Consider the following 18,184-nt stretch of genomic DNA (forward strand, 5'->3'; position numbering starts at 1 on the left):
GGTCTCCTTAAACTGACTCTCCTATACTTGGTTGTATAGAAGAGACAGTGAAAGGGGATCGTTTTTTATGCAGCAAGAAACGTATGGAAGAAAACGTGGAGGTACAATCTTGTGGCTTCTAACCGCAATTGGAGTGATCGTCAGTGTCTTTTACGTCATTTCATTAAAAGGCAGCCCATCTAAAGCTGATTTGCAATTGGATTCTAGCTCGGCTATTTTAATAGATCTCAATACAGGGGAAGTGCTCTACGAAAAAAATGCAAATGAAGCGCTGCCGCCTGCAAGCATGTCGAAGCTGATGACAGAGCTTGTCATATTAGATCTCACAAGTGAAGGTACGCTTGATTGGAAAGAACAAGTGAAAACCAGCGCTTATGCTGCAGAGGTGCCAGGTTCCCAAATAGGCTTTGCGGCGGGGGAGACCTATACGGTTAGAGAGCTTTTTGAAGCGATGGCGATTCATTCCGCGAACGATGCGGCAGTAGCGCTTGCAGAGCATGTTAGCGGCAGTGAGGCTGCATTTGTTCAATTAATGAACAATCGGGCTGCTAAGCTGGACTTGTCCAATCAAACCGTCTTTGCGAATGCAACGGGCCTAAGCCATGAGGATCTGCTTCCGTTCGAAGCTGCTTCCTCAGACAGGGATACCATGATGTCAGCTAAGGATACAGCAACACTAGCTGCCTATTTACTGAAGAAGTATCCTGAGGTAGTCGATGTTTCCAGCCGCAATAGCGTGAAGCTTGCGAGCACCTCGCAAAGATTGAAGACGACAAACATGATGCTAAGCGGCATGCCGTATGCATTTCCGGGCAATGACGGATTGAAAACAGGTTATACCGTGCAGGCTGGCTATTGCTTTACAGGTACTGCGAAGCAGGATGGCAAACGGCTTGTATCCGTCATTATGGGGGCGAAGACGCCAGAGCAGCGATTCACGGAAACAGGGAAGCTGTTTGAATACGGTTTTCAATTAAGCGGCTTGGAGAGCGTGATGGGGCATGTCCAAAGCAAACTAGGCTTTAAAGTAGGATAAATAATGTAGAGTTAAATCTATTTTTCTCGAATGATGCAGAAAATAGTCGATTATTCTCATCGCAATAATTGTGTTATTGTCATGTTAAGTCTAGGGCGAGCGCGAGTCGCTTTTTCTGGACTTTTTGTTTTTATGTCACAAAAACTAACATTAAATGATTTACGAACCCGTATTTGCTGTTTATAATAAAACTAATACAGATAAAGAGGTGAGTATATGCAATTGACCGAACGTGAAAAAGAAAAGCTGCTCATTACGATCGCTGCAGATTTGGCAAGACGACGAATGAATCGCGGCTTGAAGCTTAATTATCCTGAAAGCATAGCGTTAATCACCTCTGAAATTATGGAAGGCGCTCGTGATGGAATGACCGTTGCACAGCTAATGGCATTTGGAACAAAAATTTTGAATGCAGATCAAGTCATGACTGGCATACCGCAAATGATTCACGAGGTTCAGGTGGAAGCGACTTTCCCAGACGGAACGAAGCTTGTTACCATTCACGACCCGATAACCTGAAAACGATAAGTAAAACGGCTATGGGCATCATTTCATTTGATATAGAAAGTGGTATGTGAACGATCAGCTTTATAGGGGAGGAGAGAATGGCCTGTGATACCTGGACAATATCGAACGGCTGACGGTGAAATTGAATTAAATGCAAGGCGAATGACGAAGCAGTTAATTGTAGTAAATACTGGAGATAGACCGGTTCAGGTAGGCTCTCATTTTCATTTTTTTGAAGTGAATCGTGCATTGAGGTTTGATCGCGAGGCAGCTTTCGGGATGCGTCTTCACATCGCAGCAGGGACAGCGGTTCGTTTCGAGCCCGGTGAGGAGAAGCCTATAACCGTCGTTGAGCTGGGTGGTAAAAAGCAATCTTATGGACTTAATGGTCTCAGCCAAGGGAAAGCGGAGAACGGCAGGCTGCCAGATGTTGTTCGCGAACGACTTGCGGCTTGGGAGGGCGAAGGTAAATGACTAAGATGGATCGACGCAGCTATGCGGCCATGTTTGGCCCTACAACGGGTGATGCCATTCGGCTGGCAGATACGGAGCTATGGGCACAGATTGAACAAGATTACACGGTGTATGGCGACGAATGCAAGTTCGGCGGCGGCAAAGTTATACGCGATGGCATGGGGCAGTCGAGCGGCGCGCAGCGTGATGAGGGTGTGCTGGATACATTGATTACGAATGCCGTTATTATCGATCATTCCGGCATTGTGAAAGCGGATATCGGCCTAAAGGATGGATTTATCGTTGGCATCGGCAAAGCCGGAAATCCAGACATAATGGACGGCGTGCACCCGAATATGATTGTTGGCGCAAGTACCGAGGTTATTGCCGGTGAAGGAAAGATTGTAACAGCAGGAGCCATTGATTCGCATATTCATTTTATTTGTCCGCAGCAAATTGAAACGGCGCTCTCCTCAGGCGTCACGACGATGATCGGCGGCGGAACAGGTCCGGCAACAGGAACCAATGCAACGACGGTTACACCTGGCGCGTGGCATATGCGGCGCATGCTGGAGGCAGCCGAACATTTTCCGATGAATATCGGCTTTACGGGTAAAGGCAATGCTTCATTCACCGCTCCGCTCATTGAGCAAATTGAAGCGGGAGCCATTGGGCTTAAGCTGCATGAGGACTGGGGAACAACACCAGCAGCAATTGACGCTTGCCTGCAAGCCGCAGATCAGTATGACATTCAAGTTGCTATCCACAGCGATACGCTGAATGAGGCAGGTTTTGTTGAGGATACGCTTGCGGCCATAGGCGGAAGAACGATTCATACTTATCATACCGAGGGCGCGGGCGGCGGTCATGCCCCAGACATCATCATCGCGGCGGGTGAGATGAATGTTTTGCCGTCATCCACGAACCCTACTCGTCCTTTTACAATTAATACGATAGAAGAACATTTGGATATGCTGATGGTTTGCCACCATTTGGACAGCAGCATTCCTGAGGACGTTGCATTCGCTGATTCTCGGATTAGGCCGGAGACGATTGCAGCGGAAGATATTTTGCATGATATGGGCGTATTCAGCATGATTAGCTCCGATTCACAGGCGATGGGGCGCGTAGGAGAAGTTATTATCCGCACATGGCAAACGGCAGACAAGATGAAAAAGCAGCGAGGACCGCTCCTTCCCGACAATGAACAGCATGATAACTTCCGTATTAAGCGCTACATTGCCAAATATACGATTAATCCTGCGATCACGCATGGTGTCTCTCATCTGGTAGGTTCGCTGGAAGTGGGCAAATTCGCCGATCTTGTCATTTGGAATCCAATGTTTTTTGGCGTCAAGCCGGATCTCGTGCTGAAGGGCGGGAGCATCGCATTTGCGCAGATGGGTGATCCAAACGCTTCCATCCCAACACCGCAGCCTGTGTTCGGTCGGCCGATGTTCGCCTCTTTTGGGAAGCTGGTGTTTAGCAGCTCGATTACGTTTGTATCTCAGGCAGCCTATGACCTCGGGGTTGCGAAGGAGCTCGGACTGCAGAAACGTATTGAACCAGTAAAAGGCTGCCGCAGCGTAACGAAGAAGGATATGATCCACAATGATGCAACGCCTAAGCTTGAGGTTGACGCGGAAACCTATCATGTTCTGGTAGATGGCGAGCATGTGACCTGCGAGCCAGCTGAGGTGCTGCCGATGGCGCAGCGTTATTTCTTATTTTAGCTGCGCGCTGCGGCCATGGACGACAGGAGGGCGAGCGAAAAATTGAATGATGATATGAAATGGCTGGCTATGCAGCAGCTGCTCGATTCAGCGTTGCCGATCGGCGGCTTCTCGCATTCGTTCGGTCTTGAGACCATGGTTCAAGATGGCCGTATGAATCGTTCTGCTCAGCTCTATGATTATGCCTCAGCCATGCTTTTGCAAAGCTGGGCAAGCTCGGATGCGATGGTGATCAAGGCCGTATATAGAAATGCGCCAAAAGGGAATTGGGAGAAGGTGTGGGCGATTGAGCGGATTGTTCATTTGCAAAGGGTCGCATCAGAAACACGCAGCGGCGTAGAGAAAATGGGGCGTCGGCTGCTTCAGCTTGCAGCAGCTATACATCCGCAGCTGGATTGGTCGCCTTTACTGGAAGCAATGAAGGCAGGGAATTGTTTTGCTTCCCATCCTCTCTCGCACGGCTATGCCTGCTGGGTGCTTGGCATATCGGAGGAGAAAGCGATCCAAGGCTATTTGTATACTTGCATCGTAACTTGCGTCAACAGCGCTTTGCGGCTGATGTCGATGGGACAGACGGAGGGTCAATCGTTGATCGCAAGGCTTATACCGCTAACAACAGACGCTTTGGAAATCGTGCGTGCGACGGATCCGGAACAAGCCTATTCTAATATGCCGATGGCGGAGATGGCGATGATGCGCCACGAGAGGTTATATTCGCGATTATTTATGTCTTAATTATAAATTAATGGAGGAATGAAAAATGTGCCAAGGACAAGGACATACGCATCAGGAATGGGAAAGCCCGGCAATAGACAGCTCAAGGCCGATCCGTATCGGTATCGGGGGACCAGTAGGCTCAGGAAAAACAGCGCTTGTTGAACGATTAACGCGTGAGCTTCATACCAAATACAGCCTCGCTGTCATTACGAACGATATTTACACGAAGGAAGATGCTCGTATTTTGTTCAATACGGGTGTGCTGCCGGAAGAACGTATTATCGGTGTTGAAACTGGCGGGTGCCCGCATACAGCCATTCGAGAGGATGCATCGATGAATTTTGAAGCTATCGAGGAGCTGGAGCGGCGTTTTGACCATCTGGATCTGATTTTCATTGAGAGCGGCGGAGATAATCTTGCTGCGGCGTTTAGTCCTGAGCTTGTCGATCGTTTTATTTATATTATCGATGTTGCCCAAGGCGAGAAGATTCCACGCAAAGGCGGACCTGGCATTATGCGCTCGGACCTGCTTGTCATTAACAAAATCGATCTAGCGCCGTATGTAGGAGCGAGTCTCGCAGTTATGGAAGCTGACACAATTAAGATGCGCGGGGAGCGTCCTTTCGTTTTCTCTAATTTGTTTGGCGGCGATGGCGTGGATGAGATTGTGAATTGGCTTACACATGAGGTAGCACATGCGCGCGGAACGGAACACTCCCATGTGATCCAGCTTACGAGCATACCTGATGACAAGCGGCACACAGCTTCCTAATGAGGCGTGAGCAAAGCAGTGCAGAGGCTGCAGCCATTCGGCACGAGGATAATGCAGTGGGAGAGGTAAGGACATCCGTACTGCGTGCAACGTTTGCCAGCCGCCTCGGTCAAACGTTAATCGGCAATAAATATCATACCGCTCCGATAAAGATTGCCAAAGCTTTTCCACTGGATGGTCAGCTGGGCGTAATCGTAATGGATGTTTCACCTGGCCTGCTCAGCGGTGACCGGTATGAGCTGGAATGGACAGCCGAGCAGCACTCTCATGTCATGATTACGAACCAATCTTATACGAAGGTGCATCCTAGTTTACCTAACAGTGAATCTTCGATGCAGCAATTGTTCGAACTAGAGGCAGATGCAGTCGTCGAGCATATGCCGGAGCCCATTATGCTATATAAGGAAGCAGCCTTTCGAAACGATACTCAGGTTCGACTGCAAAAAGGGTCCGCTTGGCTGCAAGCCGACGTCCTTTGTCCAGGTCGCACGCTTCGCGGCGAACGCTTCGACTATCGCTCATACAGCAATTCATTAACCGTTCATTATGGTGAAGAGCTTATCTTCTCGCAGCGTCAGCGAGTAGTGCCAGGCAGTCAAGTTATAACTGCGCCTGGCAGCTGGGATGAGATGACGCACTGGGCTACCTTTTATGTGTTCAGTGATCGTGTCAACAGCAGCCATCTGGAGCAGCTTCAGGAGAAACTGGACAGCTTCGAAGCTCCCGAGGCTCATAAAGTAATTGGCGGAGCGTCTATGACCTATCGTTACGGTGTTGCGGTGTCCGCAGCATCAACGGCAGCATGGCCGCTGCAGCAATTAATGCAAGAGCTGTGGCAGACTGCGCGAATGGGACTGCTTGGCAAGCCGCCGCTGCGATTTTTGCAAGGATAGATCAAGCAGTTTTATACTTTTTCAGACAAAAAGGTCAACCTGCAACCTTGGGTTGGTCTTTTTGTGCTAAATCAAAAAGGTTTCATATTTATTTCGTGCAGAACGTTAGTTAAACAAAGAAAGGGAAGGTATAATATGAACAACAGTATGGACTAAAGAAAGTAGATAGGTTGGTGATCAATTGGAAGCTTCAAATATGGAAAGACAAGAATTAATGAGGCGGCTGGACGAATCATTTCGTCAAGTGAGAAGACAAATAAACACCGAATGGCACACCTATAATGTGCATGGCTTAGGCATGACCCATGGAAAAATGTTAATTATTTTAGGGAAATCAGGACCACAGAAAGCATCAGCTTTGGCTGAGCAGCTGCTCATCACTAGTGGGGGAGTTACTGGAATTGCTGATCGTTTGATAGAGCTTGGGTATGTGAAGCGCGAACGCGGCGAGAAGGATCGGCGTGTCGTGATGCTCGAAATTACGGAAGAGGGCTTGGAAATCATCCATTTAATTGAGACGATACGCTCGAAGCTGATGCTTAAGCTGTTCGATGGCATGTCGATAGCAGATATGGAGCAAGGTGTTCAGTTGTTTGAGCAAATGAGTCGTAATATGGAATCGGATGTTACAAATTCGTGACTAATTTCATATTTTATTATTATTGTGGATGAATTTAGTGTAGAATAAACTAGAAATTTGTCGAATCGAAAAAGATTGACAAAATCCGATAAAACAACTAGGATTAAAAGGAATTAATACATTCAATTGTTTAGGGGAGATTACGATGAAAAAGGTTTTTGCTTTGGCGGTATCGTTGTTTCTAATGGTTGCGATTGTTGCAGCTTGCGGATCTAACAAAAATGAACCAGGAAACGCAGCGAATAACGGTGCAGGCGACAAAGCGGACAAGAAAAAAATCGCTCTTGTATTGCCCGAAAAAATTGGCGTTAACAAGTTTTTTGTATTGATGGATGAAGGCTTCAAAAAAGCAGGCTCCGAATTTGGCGCTGAAGTGAAAACAATTGAGTCCACTGACCCAGCGGGTTTTGAACAAAATCTTCGTGCAACTGTAGCTGAAGATTACGACTTGATTATTACAGCAACATTCCAAGCAGAAGATGCACTTAAGAAAGTGGCTGCTGAAAATCCGGACAAGTCTTTTGCAGTTATCGATACTGTAGTTGATCTTCCAAACGTTCGCAGCGTTAACTTCCGCGAGCATGAAGCTTCCTACTTGATGGGAGCACTTGCTGGTCTTGCAACTAAAACAAATATTGTGGGTGCAGTCGTTGCAATGGACGCTCCACTTCTTAGCAAATATACATCAGGATTTGAACAAGGTCTGAAAAGCACTAATCCAGATGCGCAATTCCTTATCAACTATGTAGGCAGCTTCACGGATCCAGTTAAAGGTAAAGAGCTTGCGCTTCTTCAACAGTCCAAAGGCGCTGACTTTATCGCAGGTATGGCAGCAGTTGGCGATAATGGTGTGTTTGACGCAGCGAAAGAAAAAGGCTTCTTCACTTCAGGTCAAGATACAGACCGTACAGATGAAGATCCAGAGCATATCGTGCTTTCACAATTGAAAGGTACGGATGCAGTTGCTTACGAAACAGTGAAAAGCTTCGTTGATGGCAGCTTTGCATTCGGCGTTGCAGACTACGGCTTGAAAGAAGACGGCGTAGGCTTGACTTTCGTAACAAGAGACAGCAAATCAACGCTTAGCCCGTTTATTGGCCAAGAAAATGTCGATAAAGTAAAAGCTATCGCAGAAGACATTAAATCTGGTAAAATCGTAGTAGTTAATCCGCTAGCTCAATAGTACAACAGGCCGGCTGCTACCCATGCAGCCGGTTTGCTTGTTGCCTAGAAGCTTCCTCTGTAATCGAGGGAGCGGTTTTTTTGTTTATATCGGGATTGAAAGGGGAGAGCTTTTGTATGTTGCTGCAAATGGACAGCATTACGAAGTCATATGGGAGCGTAACCGCAAATAGCAATGTTCAGTTTTCGCTGCAAAAAGGAGAAATTCATGCCTTAGTAGGTGAAAACGGTGCAGGAAAAACGACGTTAATGCGTATTCTGTACGGGATGGAAAGTCCAACTAGCGGTGAAATTCGCATTGACGGCAAGCCGGTTTCGTTCGGGAACCCAGCTGATGCGATTAAGCATAAGATTGGAATGGTTCATCAGCATTTCATGTTATTCCCGACGTTTACGATTGCCGAAAATATCGTTATTGGGCGCGAGCCCTCCAAAGGGGTAGGTTTTGACCGTAAGGCAGCTGCCACAGAGGTGGAAAGAATCGGCAAGCTTTATGGCATGCCGGTAGACCCTTGGAAGAAAGTTGCAGATTGCTCGCTTGGCATGCAGCAGCGCGTTGAAATATTGAAAGTGCTCTATCAGGGCGCTGAAGTTATTATTTTGGATGAGCCGACTGGCGTCTTGACGCCGCTCGAAGTGAAAGAGCTGCTCATTGCGATTAAAGGATTAGCCGCGCAGGGCAAAAGCTTTATTCTTATTAGTCATAAGCTGCAAGAAATTATGGAAGTTGCTGACCGCGTTACCGTCCTTCGAGATGGCAAGGTGACGGGAACAGTCGAAGCGAAAGACACGAATGCGGAACATTTGTCACGGCTTATGGTAGGCCGGGATTTAGTACATATATCACGAAATAAGGTGAGCAGAGGCAAGCCTGTTCTTGAGGTATCGAATGTTTCTATTCCTGGTGTCAAAGCGAAGCCGCTGCTTAGCGATATTAGTCTTCATGTCAATGGGGGCGAAATTGTGGGGATCGCGGGTATTTCAGGCAATGGTCAATCCGAGTTATTGCAGACGATATCCGGTTTAATGAAACCCGGAGCAGGCACAATCAAGCTGCTGGGTAAAGATGTGACCGGTGCGCCAGTTGGCGATATTCGTGAAAGCGGGCTTGCTCATATTCCTGAGGACCGTTACCAGTGGGGCGTTGCGAAGGATGCGACCGTTACGGAGAATGGCTTGATGGGACATGCTGACAAGCATCAAAAGCTTGGTGTATTGAATGGGACGAGCATTCGTCAGATGGTAGGCGAGTGGGTGACTCGCTTTGGGATAAAAACAGGCTCTTTATCTACAAAAGCTCAGTATTTATCCGGCGGAAACCTACAGAAGCTTATCGTTGCACGGGAACTTGCGCAGAAGACGCCGTTTCTTATCGCAGCGGAGCCAACGCGAGGCGTTGACGTTGGCGCAATGGAAATTATACATGGCGAGCTTCTAAAGAAGCGGGATGAAGGCGGAGCGATATTGCTTGTTTCATCAGAGCTGACTGAAATTTTGAAGCTATCTGACCGGGTGTTGGTCATGTATGAAGGTAAGATCGTAGGGGAATTGGATGCTGACAAAGCTACAGAAGAGCAAATTAGTTTGTTAATGGCGGGAGGAAAAGCGGTTGGATAAGCTGGTACAATTCGGACGTTCGCTGTTACAGCCGCTTTTGGCTGTTATCATTGGTTTAGCAGCGGGTGCGATTGCCATTGTTATCGTCGGTGGCTCCGTAATGGAGACATACGCGGAAATGTGGAAGGGCGCCTTCGGCAGCTTTTATTTTTTTACGAATACGCTCAGTAGAGCTACGCCTATTATCCTTATTGGCCTAGGGGTGGCACTGGCATTCCGTGCTGGATTTTTTAATATGGGCTCAGAAGGCCAAATGGTATTAGGCGCTCTAAGCGCAGCGGTAACGGCAATCTATTTGCCGGGACCAGGTTGGTTTAAGCTCGTAGCTGCTATTATAGCTGGAATTATTTCCGGGGGAATATGGTCGGCATTCGCAGGATGGCTCGATGCTAGATTTCGAATGAATCTGCTCATTACCACATTATTGCTCAATTATATTGCAACGTTGTTTGCAGGGTATATTGTATCGTATCCGCTCAAGGATCGTACAGGATCTGCTGCAATGGCGCAAACGGTTATGCTTGATCAAAGCGTATGGCTGCCGAAGCTGTTTAAAGGAATGAGCCTTCATGGCGGATTTATTATCGCTGTAGTCGGAGCAATATTGCTGTTCTTGTTCATGCGCTATACCGTTAAGGGTTATGAAATTAGAATGCTTGGCGGCAATCCGTTGTTTGCAAGCTATGGCGGCGTGCAGCGTGGAAAAATGATGCTTATCAGCATGTTTGTCAGCGGAGGTTTTGCAGGACTAGCTGGCTCCGTTGAAGTGCTTGGCACGCAGTATCGTTATTTGGACGGCGCTTTGACTTCTCCAGGTTACGCATGGTCGGGCATCATGGCAACATTGCTTGCTGGATCGCATCCACTCGGAACGGCTGTAGCTGCGATTTTGATTGCTGCACTGCAGACCGGCGGTATGGGCATGGAGCGGAATACAGATGTTCCGCTGGAGGTATCCAGCATTATTCAAGCGGTGCTCATTTTGTTCGTTTCTGCTAAGTTCACATATTCGTTCATTAAACGCAGGAAGGCGAGGTCATAAGTATGGATTTTTTATTAGATGTCTCGCTGTATGCCTCGACACTTCGTATGGTTACACCAATTCTGCTTGCGGCACTCGGCGGCGCAATATGCGCGCGTGTTGGTTTGTTTAATGTAGGCCTTGAAGGTTTAGTATTGATCGGTGCATTTTCTGGGATTGTAGGCAACCACTTCACCGGAAATGTGTTCGCAGCCGTATTGTTTGCGGTATTATGCTCACTCCTGTTTTCAGTGTTGTTCGGTTTTATGAGTATTCATCTGAAAGCGAATGTTATCGTTGTTGGTATTGCGCTTAACTTTCTGGCGCTTGGACTTACGACATTCTCGCTGCGTGCGATCTTTGATGTGAAAGGCGCATACTACAATAAGGATATGATTGGGCTACCTAAATGGGATATTCCATTGTTAAAGGATATTCCATGGTTCGGAGAAGTTTTATCCGGGCATTCCCCGCTGGTATACTTGTCCATCATTCTCGTTATTGTGCTGCAGCTGTTTTTGTTCAAAACGGTTACCGGCTTTCGCTTGCTGGCAGCTGGAGAGAATCCAACAGCAGCCAAAAGCTTAGGCATCAAAGTAACTCGCATTCAATATGGAGCAGTGCTGCTCTGCGGCGCTCTGTGCGGGTTAGCAGGCGCGCAGCTGTCGCTCGGCAATGTCACTATGTTTACAGAGGGAATGACTTCCGGTAGAGGTTTCATTGCGCTCGTTGCAACGATGTTAGGCCAATCCAATCCAATTGGTGTTGCGGCATCAAGCTTGCTGTTCGGATTTATGGATGCACTCAGCATCAGGCTGCAGGGCTTCGCGCTGCCGACTCATTTTACGATGATGCTGCCTTATATCGTTACGATTCTCGCTATGTTGTTCTTTAAAGATAAAGGTTATATGCAGGAAGCTCGCAAGTCGAATGAGAGCTCCAGGTAGAGCAGAGATGCTTTATAACTTGAAATGAATCAGTAAGGGATGGAATTTGGAGGTATACGAGATGCATAAAAAAGCAGAACGTCTCAAAAAAGTGACTAGCATTAAACAGACGGTGCTTGCTCCCGAGATCGCTCATCGGATTCCGCCTGGTCAAACGATGACCGAGCGTTTTCCGATTTTGCATGAGGGAGAGGTTCCTTCCTATGACATCAACACCTGGTCGCTGCGTGTATTCGGCGAGGTAGAGGAGGAGCGTACGTTCAGCTTCGAAGAGCTGCTTGCTATGCCTCAAACTCAAACGAAGTGCGACATTCATTGTGTAACGCGCTGGTCGAAGCTGGACACAGAATGGGAAGGCATTAAGTTTAAGGACTTGCTGCCTTTACTGGGCGTTAAGCCAGATGCCAAATATGTTATGTTTCATGCAGATGAGGACTATGACACGAATGTGCCGCTTGAGGATTTATTGCACGATAATGTACTGCTTGCACATCGATTTGACGGTGAGCCGCTGACTGACAAGCATGGCTGGCCGATGCGGATGCTCGTTCCTCATTTGTATTTTTGGAAAAGCGCAAAGTGGATTAGAGGTATTGAGTTTATGAAAGAGGATCGCGAAGGCTTCTGGGAGCGCAACGGCTTCCATAACTATGCCGATCCATTTAAAGAACAACGCTTCACGAGCGAAGAGAATTCGATGCCGGAAGACGAATGGATAACGAAGGAGTTTGATTAATCAGATGCTGCCTATACTACAAGTTAACCCAGAAGATTTGCCGGCTTACGCTATCGTATGCGGTGATCCGCGCCGTGCGGAGACGATTTCACAGAAGCTGGACAATGTAAAAGAGCTTGCATTCGCTCGCGAATATCGGACATTTGTTGGTGAATATCAAGGAGTAAGACTAGCCGTGGTAAGCCACGGCGTAGGTTCGCCAGGTGCCGCGGTATGCTTTGAGGAGCTTATCCGCGGAGGCGTTAAGACACTTATTCGTGTCGGTACAGCGGGATCTTATTCAGCAGATCACCCTGCAGGAAGCCTAATCGTCAGTACAGCAGCAGTTAGAGCGGAAGGGCTCACGCATCAGCTGGTGCCGGCAGGATTCCCAGCTGTTGCAGACAGCGCGGTTACTGAAGCGTTATATGCATCTGCGCTTGAGAGCGAAGGCATTGTTAAAAAAGGCATAACGGTAACGCTTGATGTCTTTTTCTCAGGAGTTGTAGACATTCCGCATCGCCAGTACAAACAAGCAGGCGCACTAGCTGTTGAAATGGAAATTGCAGCTTTGTTCGTTATCGCTACGATGCGCGGTGCACGTGCGGGAGCGATTCTCGCACTGGACGGTTACGCAGATTCTGATTTGGCGGGCGAATATGATCCGCATACAGATGTTGTAGCGAATGCGATCGAGCGTGAGATTGAAACGGCGCTTCTTGCCGTAGTTAAGCTTGCATCCGCGTAACCATACTTGTCTTTAAGTAAGGGGGGCTTCACGTGAGTGGGACGTTGTTTAAGCGAGAATGGCTGAATGGAGATTTTTATCCGCATGTGTTTGCTTATTATTTTAAGCAATGGTCTGATTACGAGATGGCCTTCCACACGCATGATGCAATCGAAATAATGTATGTCATTTCCGGAGCTTGCGGGATAGAGCTGGAAGCAGAGGCAACCAGCCATGCATGTGAAATGACGCTCAAGAAGGGTGATTTCATTATTCTTGATGCGAATGTGCCGCACCGACTGACCGTTGACGAGCGTGGGCCCTGCCGGATGCTTAATGTTGAATTTGATTTTAGGGAACGCCCCTCGGCGTTTCCCTCTATACGGCAGCTTGCGATGGAGGACGAATTTGTGGACAGATTGATCACAGAGCCGTCCTCTTATTTGTTTTTGCGTGATCCAAATGAAGTGTATCAGGTACTAAAGAGCCTAGTGCTTGAGCTGGACAGCCGAGGCAGGAGCGTCAATATGAAGGCAGAGCTGTTGTTTGCTCAACTGATCTTGGCGATAGCGCGACTTCATAAGGAAGCTGGCGTAAAAGGGGCTAATCCGATTGAAGCTTATGTGAAGCAATCGATTGAATATATGCATCATAACTATGATAGAGATATTCAAGTAAAGGATATTGCTGCAGCTGTAAGCTTGCATCCAGGTTATTTGCATCGTGTATTTCGCGCGCAGATAGGCCAAACGCTAACAGGCTATTTAACGGAGCTGCGAATGGAGAAAGCAAAAATGCTGCTCCGTGAGACGGATATTGCAATAGCGGATATTTGTGATTATGTTGGAGTGGGGAGTAGGCAATACTTTCATGCGATGTTCAAAAAATATACGAAGCAGACGCCAATTGCTTACCGTCACTCGGTCAATACGCAAACATTGGACTTCCGCTGGCAGAGCAATGAATAATACAAAGTGACGATTTCTGACATTATGAATGGCAGTTGGTCACAATATTGATAACGCTTCCGTTTTATCGTTGCTAAAATGTAGAGGAGATTAAACAAACTCTATTTAGACGATAATCGGAGGCTGATTGGCATGTCTACTTTTAAAATTGCATTTATAGGCGCAGGCTCGATTGGATTCACGCGTGGACTGCTGCGGGATTTGCTCGCTGTACAGGAGTTTCAAAACATTGAAATCGCATTTACAGATATTAATGCACATAACCTGGAGATGGTGACTGCGCTTTGTCAGCGTGATATTCATGAGAATGGTCTATCGATTTCTATTCAATCTACAACTGATCGGCGCGAGGCTTTGAAGGATGCGAAGTACGTCATTTGCACTATTCGTGTCGGTGGTCTTGAGGCTTTCGCAACGGATGTTGATATTCCGCTCAAATACGGCGTTGACCAATGCGTTGGCGATACGCTCTGTGCTGGCGGCATTATGTATGGGCAGCGGGGCATCGCTGAGATGATGAACATATGCCGTGATATCCGCGAGGTTGCTGCAAAGGATGTGCTTCTGCTCAACTACGCGAACCCGATGGCGATGATGACTTGGGCATGCAACAAGTATGGCGGTGTCCGGACGATTGGTTTATGCCATGGCGTGCAAGGCGGACACTGGCAAATAGCCGAAGCTTTTGGACTAAAGCAAGGGGAAGTCGATATTATTTGCGCGGGTATCAACCATCAGACCTGGTACATCCAAATTAAGCATAACGGTAAGGATCTAACCGGCAAGCTGCTCGAAGCATTTGAGAAACATCCAGATTTCAGCCGTACGGAAAAGGTACGCATTGATATGCTGCGCCGCTTCGGGTATTACAGTACAGAGTCTAACGGTCATTTGAGCGAATATGTCCCTTGGTATCGGAAGCGGCCTGAAGAAATTAACGATTGGATCGACTTGAGCTCATGGATTAACGGAGAAACGGGCGGGTATCTTCGTGTATGCACGGAAGGACGCAATTGGTTCGAGACTGATTTTCCAAACTGGATGAAGGACCCTGCAAATGAATTCAAGTCGGAGCTGCGCAGTCATGAGCATGGTTCATACATCATTGAAGGACTCGAAACAGGACGAATCTACCGAGGTCACTTTAATGTGGAAAACAAAGGGGTTATAGCTAACCTGCCTAACGATGCCATCATTGAAGCTCCAGGTTATGTTGATCGCAACGGCATTTCAATGCCAATCGTGGGCGATATGCCGCTTGGCGCCGCTGCGGTGTGCAATGTAAGCATCTCTGTGCAGCGTCTTGCTGTAGAGGCAGCCATAAATGGCGACATTAACCTGCTCAGACAAGCTTTTATGATGGACCCGCTAGTTGGCGCAGTTTGCAATCCGAAGGAAATTTGGCAGATGGTCGATGAGATGCTTGTGGCGCAGGAGCAGTGGCTGCCGCAGTATACAGATTCTATCGCAGCAGCCAAGAAACGCCTAGAGGAAGGGCCTTTGCTTCCTACGCGTGATTATAAAGGCGCAGCGCGCCTGAAGGTGAAGACGGTTGAGGAAATGCAGCAGGACCGAGATGCCGCCAATAAAAATGCAGGCGAATCGGATAAGGGCAAGGAGCGGGTTTAACGCGGAGCGTATTTCAGCTCCATTGCTTCAAGCCTAGTCCCTGGCGGCGTCCAAGCAGGCGGTCCAAATTTCTTGAGGTAGCCTAGTGTATTGAGGTAGCTCTCTACCGATTGCTCTTCATCCATCTTGCGGAAAATTTCCCAACAAGCGATAACATCATTCAGTGCACGATGACCGCCAATGAGCGGAATGCCATAACGATCGGACATGTCTTTCAGTGTATGCGGATAAACATGCCGCGCTCGGCTAATCGTGAGCGTATCGATGAAGCTGTTCGAAAATGATCTGCCCGCAATGCGAAGCAAGGAATGGTGCAGGAAACCAAGGTCGAAGGCAGCATTATGAGCAATCAAAACGTTATCGCCTATCATTCGGTTCAAAATACGGAATGCGGTGTCCTCGTCCATGCCGTAGGAAGTCATCTCATCCGTGATGCCGGTCAGCTCTGTTATTTTGGAAGACAGCTTGCCATCGTAACGTACGAGAGTGCTGAATTCACTCGCTATTTCACCATTCACGCAGCGGATCGCAGCCATCTCAATTACACGATCCTTTTTCGGATCAAGTCCGCTCGTTTCAAAATCGATGACAGTATAAGAATGATTAGTCATAGTTGGTTCACCACTTTTTCTAGTTATAAGTTGCAATCGTATATGAAATAATTCGACAAAAAAGATAAATAACCTTCTATTGTAAACATAAAACGACCCATTACCAGAGCTTAGTAAGCCGGTAATGGGTCGTTTTTGCGTTGATAAATTCGTTTTGCGGACTAGTGGTTATTGCCGGATGCATTGCCTTTTTTGTCGGAAGTTTTTGTCGTTGTATTTTTGGTTGCATGACCTTGCTGCTTCGCCATGATCGGTTCACCCCCTTCTCAATGTAATGGTTGTATTTTGTGATTTGAGGGGTGAGGCTATTCGCGATTAGGTACGATTAGCATGCTTTTGAAGCACATGTAAAAATTAACCAAATTAGATCTGTTTAATCGCTATGTCTACTATTTTCAAGTCGGATCGGCAAGTCTAATCATGCGAACAAAGGATATAAACAATGAATACGGTTACTTGATTGCTCCATATGGAAGAATAACGGCTATTTTGAAGGAGTGAGCGCTTTATTGAGTCGAGGGTATATGATAGCCATGTGATAAACTAAATAGAAAAGAAAGCGCTATTCAGTTGAGAAGCAACGGGGGATACTGCAAATGCGGACGGGGTCGAGATTTTGGAGTAAATGGAATGTAATGAAAGGTACGCCGCTTCCGCCAGAGAGCAGACTTAGCAAGGAAGCGATAACGGCTTTAATCATTCATTGCTGCTTTCAGTTTGGCGCATCGATGTCGGGTTTGTTTCTCAATTTATATTTGTGGCGGTTAACGCAGGATTTGACAGTAAACGGAATTTATAACATCATCGTTTTCATCGTGACGCCTCCGGCCTTTGCACTAGGTGGCTGGATTGCGAAGCGGCATGATCGTATGGTCACTTATCGACTAGGTATCGTCATGATTGCCGTCTTTTATTTGATGGTCGTCATTGCACAAGAGCATGTGGCTCAGTATTACATATGGTTTGCTATTTTTAATGGAATTGCCGCGGGGCTTTACTGGACTGGTTATTTAGTTATTCAATATGATGTCTCAACAGAAGCGAATCGCATACGTTTTCTTGCAATCAATATGATTTTCTTTAATGCATCCGGGCTAGCAGGGCCGGCGCTTGCGGGGTTCATTATTCAGCGAAGCGAGGGGCTGCAGGGTTACATCATTATTTTCACACTTGCCTTCATTATGTTCCTTATCGCAGCGATCGTCAGCTTCCGCATTCCGATGATCAAATCACATCACAAAGCCTATTATTTAAAATTCATGGGGCTGGTGATGCATAAGAATCGTCGCTGGCTGAAGGCATTGTACAGCTTTTTTGTATTAGGTCTATTTCAGGGAATTATGCTCTTCCTGCCAAATATTATGCTGTATCAGACGGTTGGGCGTGAGGATTGGGTAGGCTATTTGGGTGTTTTCTTCTCTTCGCTTACGGTAGCGACGGGTTACGTCATTTCAAGAAAAGCACAGAAGGAGCAGGTACGCAAATATGTGCTCCTGTCTACAACTGGGGTAGCCATCGGTTCATCGCTGTTGCTCATTCAAGTGGAATTTTGGTCGGTTGCCTTATTTATGATTTTGTTCTCGATATGCAATCCGCTTGCCGTCAATACGCTTACTTCCTATTATTATCGCTTAATCGGTACATTGCCTCTTAAAGGGCAGCTGCGAATAGAATCCGTTGTCATGCGGGAGCTTTTTCTAAATGCGGGCAGGGTGCTCTCCATTTGCTTGCTCATTATACTTGCTAAAGATCTGGAATCTATATGGATGCCAATTGTGCTGTTTGCCATGGCGGTATTGCAATACATATCGGTATTGCTCATTAAGGAGAAGCAAAACTCGGAGCAAAATTAACAAAAAGAAGGTAATATTAATTATCTTGAAAGAAGAGCCTCGACCGTGGTATGACATGGTTGGGGCTTTTTGCCGTGAAGTTCAGGAGCTGTCTGTTAATTCGTAAAAAAGTATTAAGATAATCTTTATGAAATCTTAACGGTTACATTAAGCTCGCTTTAGG

At 47.1% G+C, this 18,184-nt stretch carries 18 protein-coding genes; 17 read left to right on the forward strand and 1 reads right to left on the reverse strand.

What is annotated here, in order from left to right; genetic code table 11:
- Window positions 1-67 precede the first annotated feature (67 nt).
- The 16 genes from AC1DOV_RS09780 to melA all read left to right on the forward strand — a co-directional run bounded on the left by AC1DOV_RS09780 (window position 68) and on the right by melA (window position 15,557).
- Entirely contained in the window at window positions 68-1,036 is a 969-nt protein-coding gene (locus tag AC1DOV_RS09780) for a D-alanyl-D-alanine carboxypeptidase family protein (protein WP_477549784.1), read from the forward strand.
- Between the two features lie 216 nt (window positions 1,037-1,252).
- Entirely contained in the window at window positions 1,253-1,555 is a 303-nt protein-coding gene (locus AC1DOV_RS09785; RefSeq protein ID WP_441875885.1) for an urease subunit gamma, read from the forward strand.
- Between the two features lie 93 nt (window positions 1,556-1,648).
- Window positions 1,649-2,017: an urease subunit beta gene (locus tag AC1DOV_RS09790; protein WP_477549785.1), complete on the forward strand. Its 369-nt coding sequence runs from the start codon at window positions 1,649-1,651 to the stop codon at window positions 2,015-2,017.
- Window positions 2,014-3,729, forward strand: coding sequence for an urease subunit alpha (gene ureC, locus AC1DOV_RS09795; protein WP_477549786.1), 1,716 nt, complete (start codon window positions 2,014-2,016; stop codon window positions 3,727-3,729). The genes AC1DOV_RS09790 and ureC overlap by 4 nt, the downstream gene beginning before the upstream one ends.
- 42 nt (window positions 3,730-3,771) lie before the next feature.
- Window positions 3,772-4,464, forward strand: coding sequence for an urease accessory protein UreF (locus tag AC1DOV_RS09800; protein WP_477549787.1), 693 nt, complete (start codon window positions 3,772-3,774; stop codon window positions 4,462-4,464).
- 25 nt (window positions 4,465-4,489) lie between these two features.
- The gene (gene ureG, locus AC1DOV_RS09805) at window positions 4,490-5,218 is read left to right on the forward strand and encodes an urease accessory protein UreG (RefSeq protein ID WP_441912557.1); all 729 of its coding nucleotides are present in this window, start codon (window positions 4,490-4,492) and stop codon (window positions 5,216-5,218) included.
- The gene (locus AC1DOV_RS09810; RefSeq protein ID WP_477511684.1) at window positions 5,218-6,111 is read left to right on the forward strand and encodes an urease accessory protein UreD; all 894 of its coding nucleotides are present in this window, start codon (window positions 5,218-5,220) and stop codon (window positions 6,109-6,111) included. Before ureG ends, AC1DOV_RS09810 begins: the two co-directional genes overlap by 1 nt.
- Window positions 6,112-6,307: 196 nt before the next feature.
- Window positions 6,308-6,751: a MarR family winged helix-turn-helix transcriptional regulator gene (locus tag AC1DOV_RS09815; protein WP_076270801.1), complete on the forward strand. Its 444-nt coding sequence runs from the start codon at window positions 6,308-6,310 to the stop codon at window positions 6,749-6,751.
- A gap of 145 nt (window positions 6,752-6,896) precedes the next feature.
- The gene (locus AC1DOV_RS09820) at window positions 6,897-7,934 is read left to right on the forward strand and encodes a BMP family lipoprotein (RefSeq protein ID WP_339207934.1); all 1,038 of its coding nucleotides are present in this window, start codon (window positions 6,897-6,899) and stop codon (window positions 7,932-7,934) included.
- A 116-nt stretch (window positions 7,935-8,050) separates the two neighbouring features.
- A complete protein-coding gene (locus AC1DOV_RS09825; protein ID WP_475447458.1) occupies window positions 8,051-9,550 on the forward strand; it encodes an ABC transporter ATP-binding protein in 1,500 nt (499 codons plus the stop codon).
- On the forward strand, window positions 9,543-10,592 hold the full coding sequence (locus AC1DOV_RS09830; RefSeq protein ID WP_477549788.1) for an ABC transporter permease: 1,050 nt from the start codon (window positions 9,543-9,545) through the stop codon (window positions 10,590-10,592). Before AC1DOV_RS09825 ends, AC1DOV_RS09830 begins: the two co-directional genes overlap by 8 nt.
- 2 nt (window positions 10,593-10,594) lie before the next feature.
- The gene (locus AC1DOV_RS09835) at window positions 10,595-11,518 is read left to right on the forward strand and encodes an ABC transporter permease (RefSeq protein WP_076270797.1); all 924 of its coding nucleotides are present in this window, start codon (window positions 10,595-10,597) and stop codon (window positions 11,516-11,518) included.
- 61 nt (window positions 11,519-11,579) lie between these two features.
- On the forward strand, window positions 11,580-12,254 hold the full coding sequence (locus AC1DOV_RS09840) for a sulfite oxidase-like oxidoreductase (RefSeq protein ID WP_076270796.1): 675 nt from the start codon (window positions 11,580-11,582) through the stop codon (window positions 12,252-12,254).
- 4 nt (window positions 12,255-12,258) lie between these two features.
- On the forward strand, window positions 12,259-12,981 hold the full coding sequence (locus AC1DOV_RS09845) for a nucleoside phosphorylase (RefSeq protein ID WP_477549789.1): 723 nt from the start codon (window positions 12,259-12,261) through the stop codon (window positions 12,979-12,981).
- Window positions 12,982-13,013: 32 nt separating this feature from the next.
- Entirely contained in the window at window positions 13,014-13,928 is a 915-nt protein-coding gene (locus AC1DOV_RS09850; RefSeq protein WP_477549790.1) for an AraC family transcriptional regulator, read from the forward strand.
- 132 nt (window positions 13,929-14,060) lie between these two features.
- A complete protein-coding gene (melA, locus tag AC1DOV_RS09855) occupies window positions 14,061-15,557 on the forward strand; it encodes an alpha-galactosidase (protein ID WP_477549791.1) in 1,497 nt (498 codons plus the stop codon).
- On the opposite strand, the gene AC1DOV_RS09860 is transcribed toward melA, so the two are convergent.
- Entirely contained in the window at window positions 15,554-16,168 is a 615-nt protein-coding gene (locus AC1DOV_RS09860) for a 3'-5' exonuclease (protein WP_477549792.1), read from the reverse strand. The genes melA and AC1DOV_RS09860 overlap by 4 nt on opposite strands.
- A gap of 596 nt (window positions 16,169-16,764) precedes the next feature.
- Here AC1DOV_RS09860 and AC1DOV_RS09865 point away from each other — a divergent pair.
- Entirely contained in the window at window positions 16,765-18,021 is a 1,257-nt protein-coding gene (locus AC1DOV_RS09865) for an MFS transporter (RefSeq protein ID WP_477549793.1), read from the forward strand.
- The last annotated feature ends 163 nt before the right edge of the window (window positions 18,022-18,184 follow it).

This window comes from Paenibacillus sp. 01T47, from assembly GCF_056398245.1.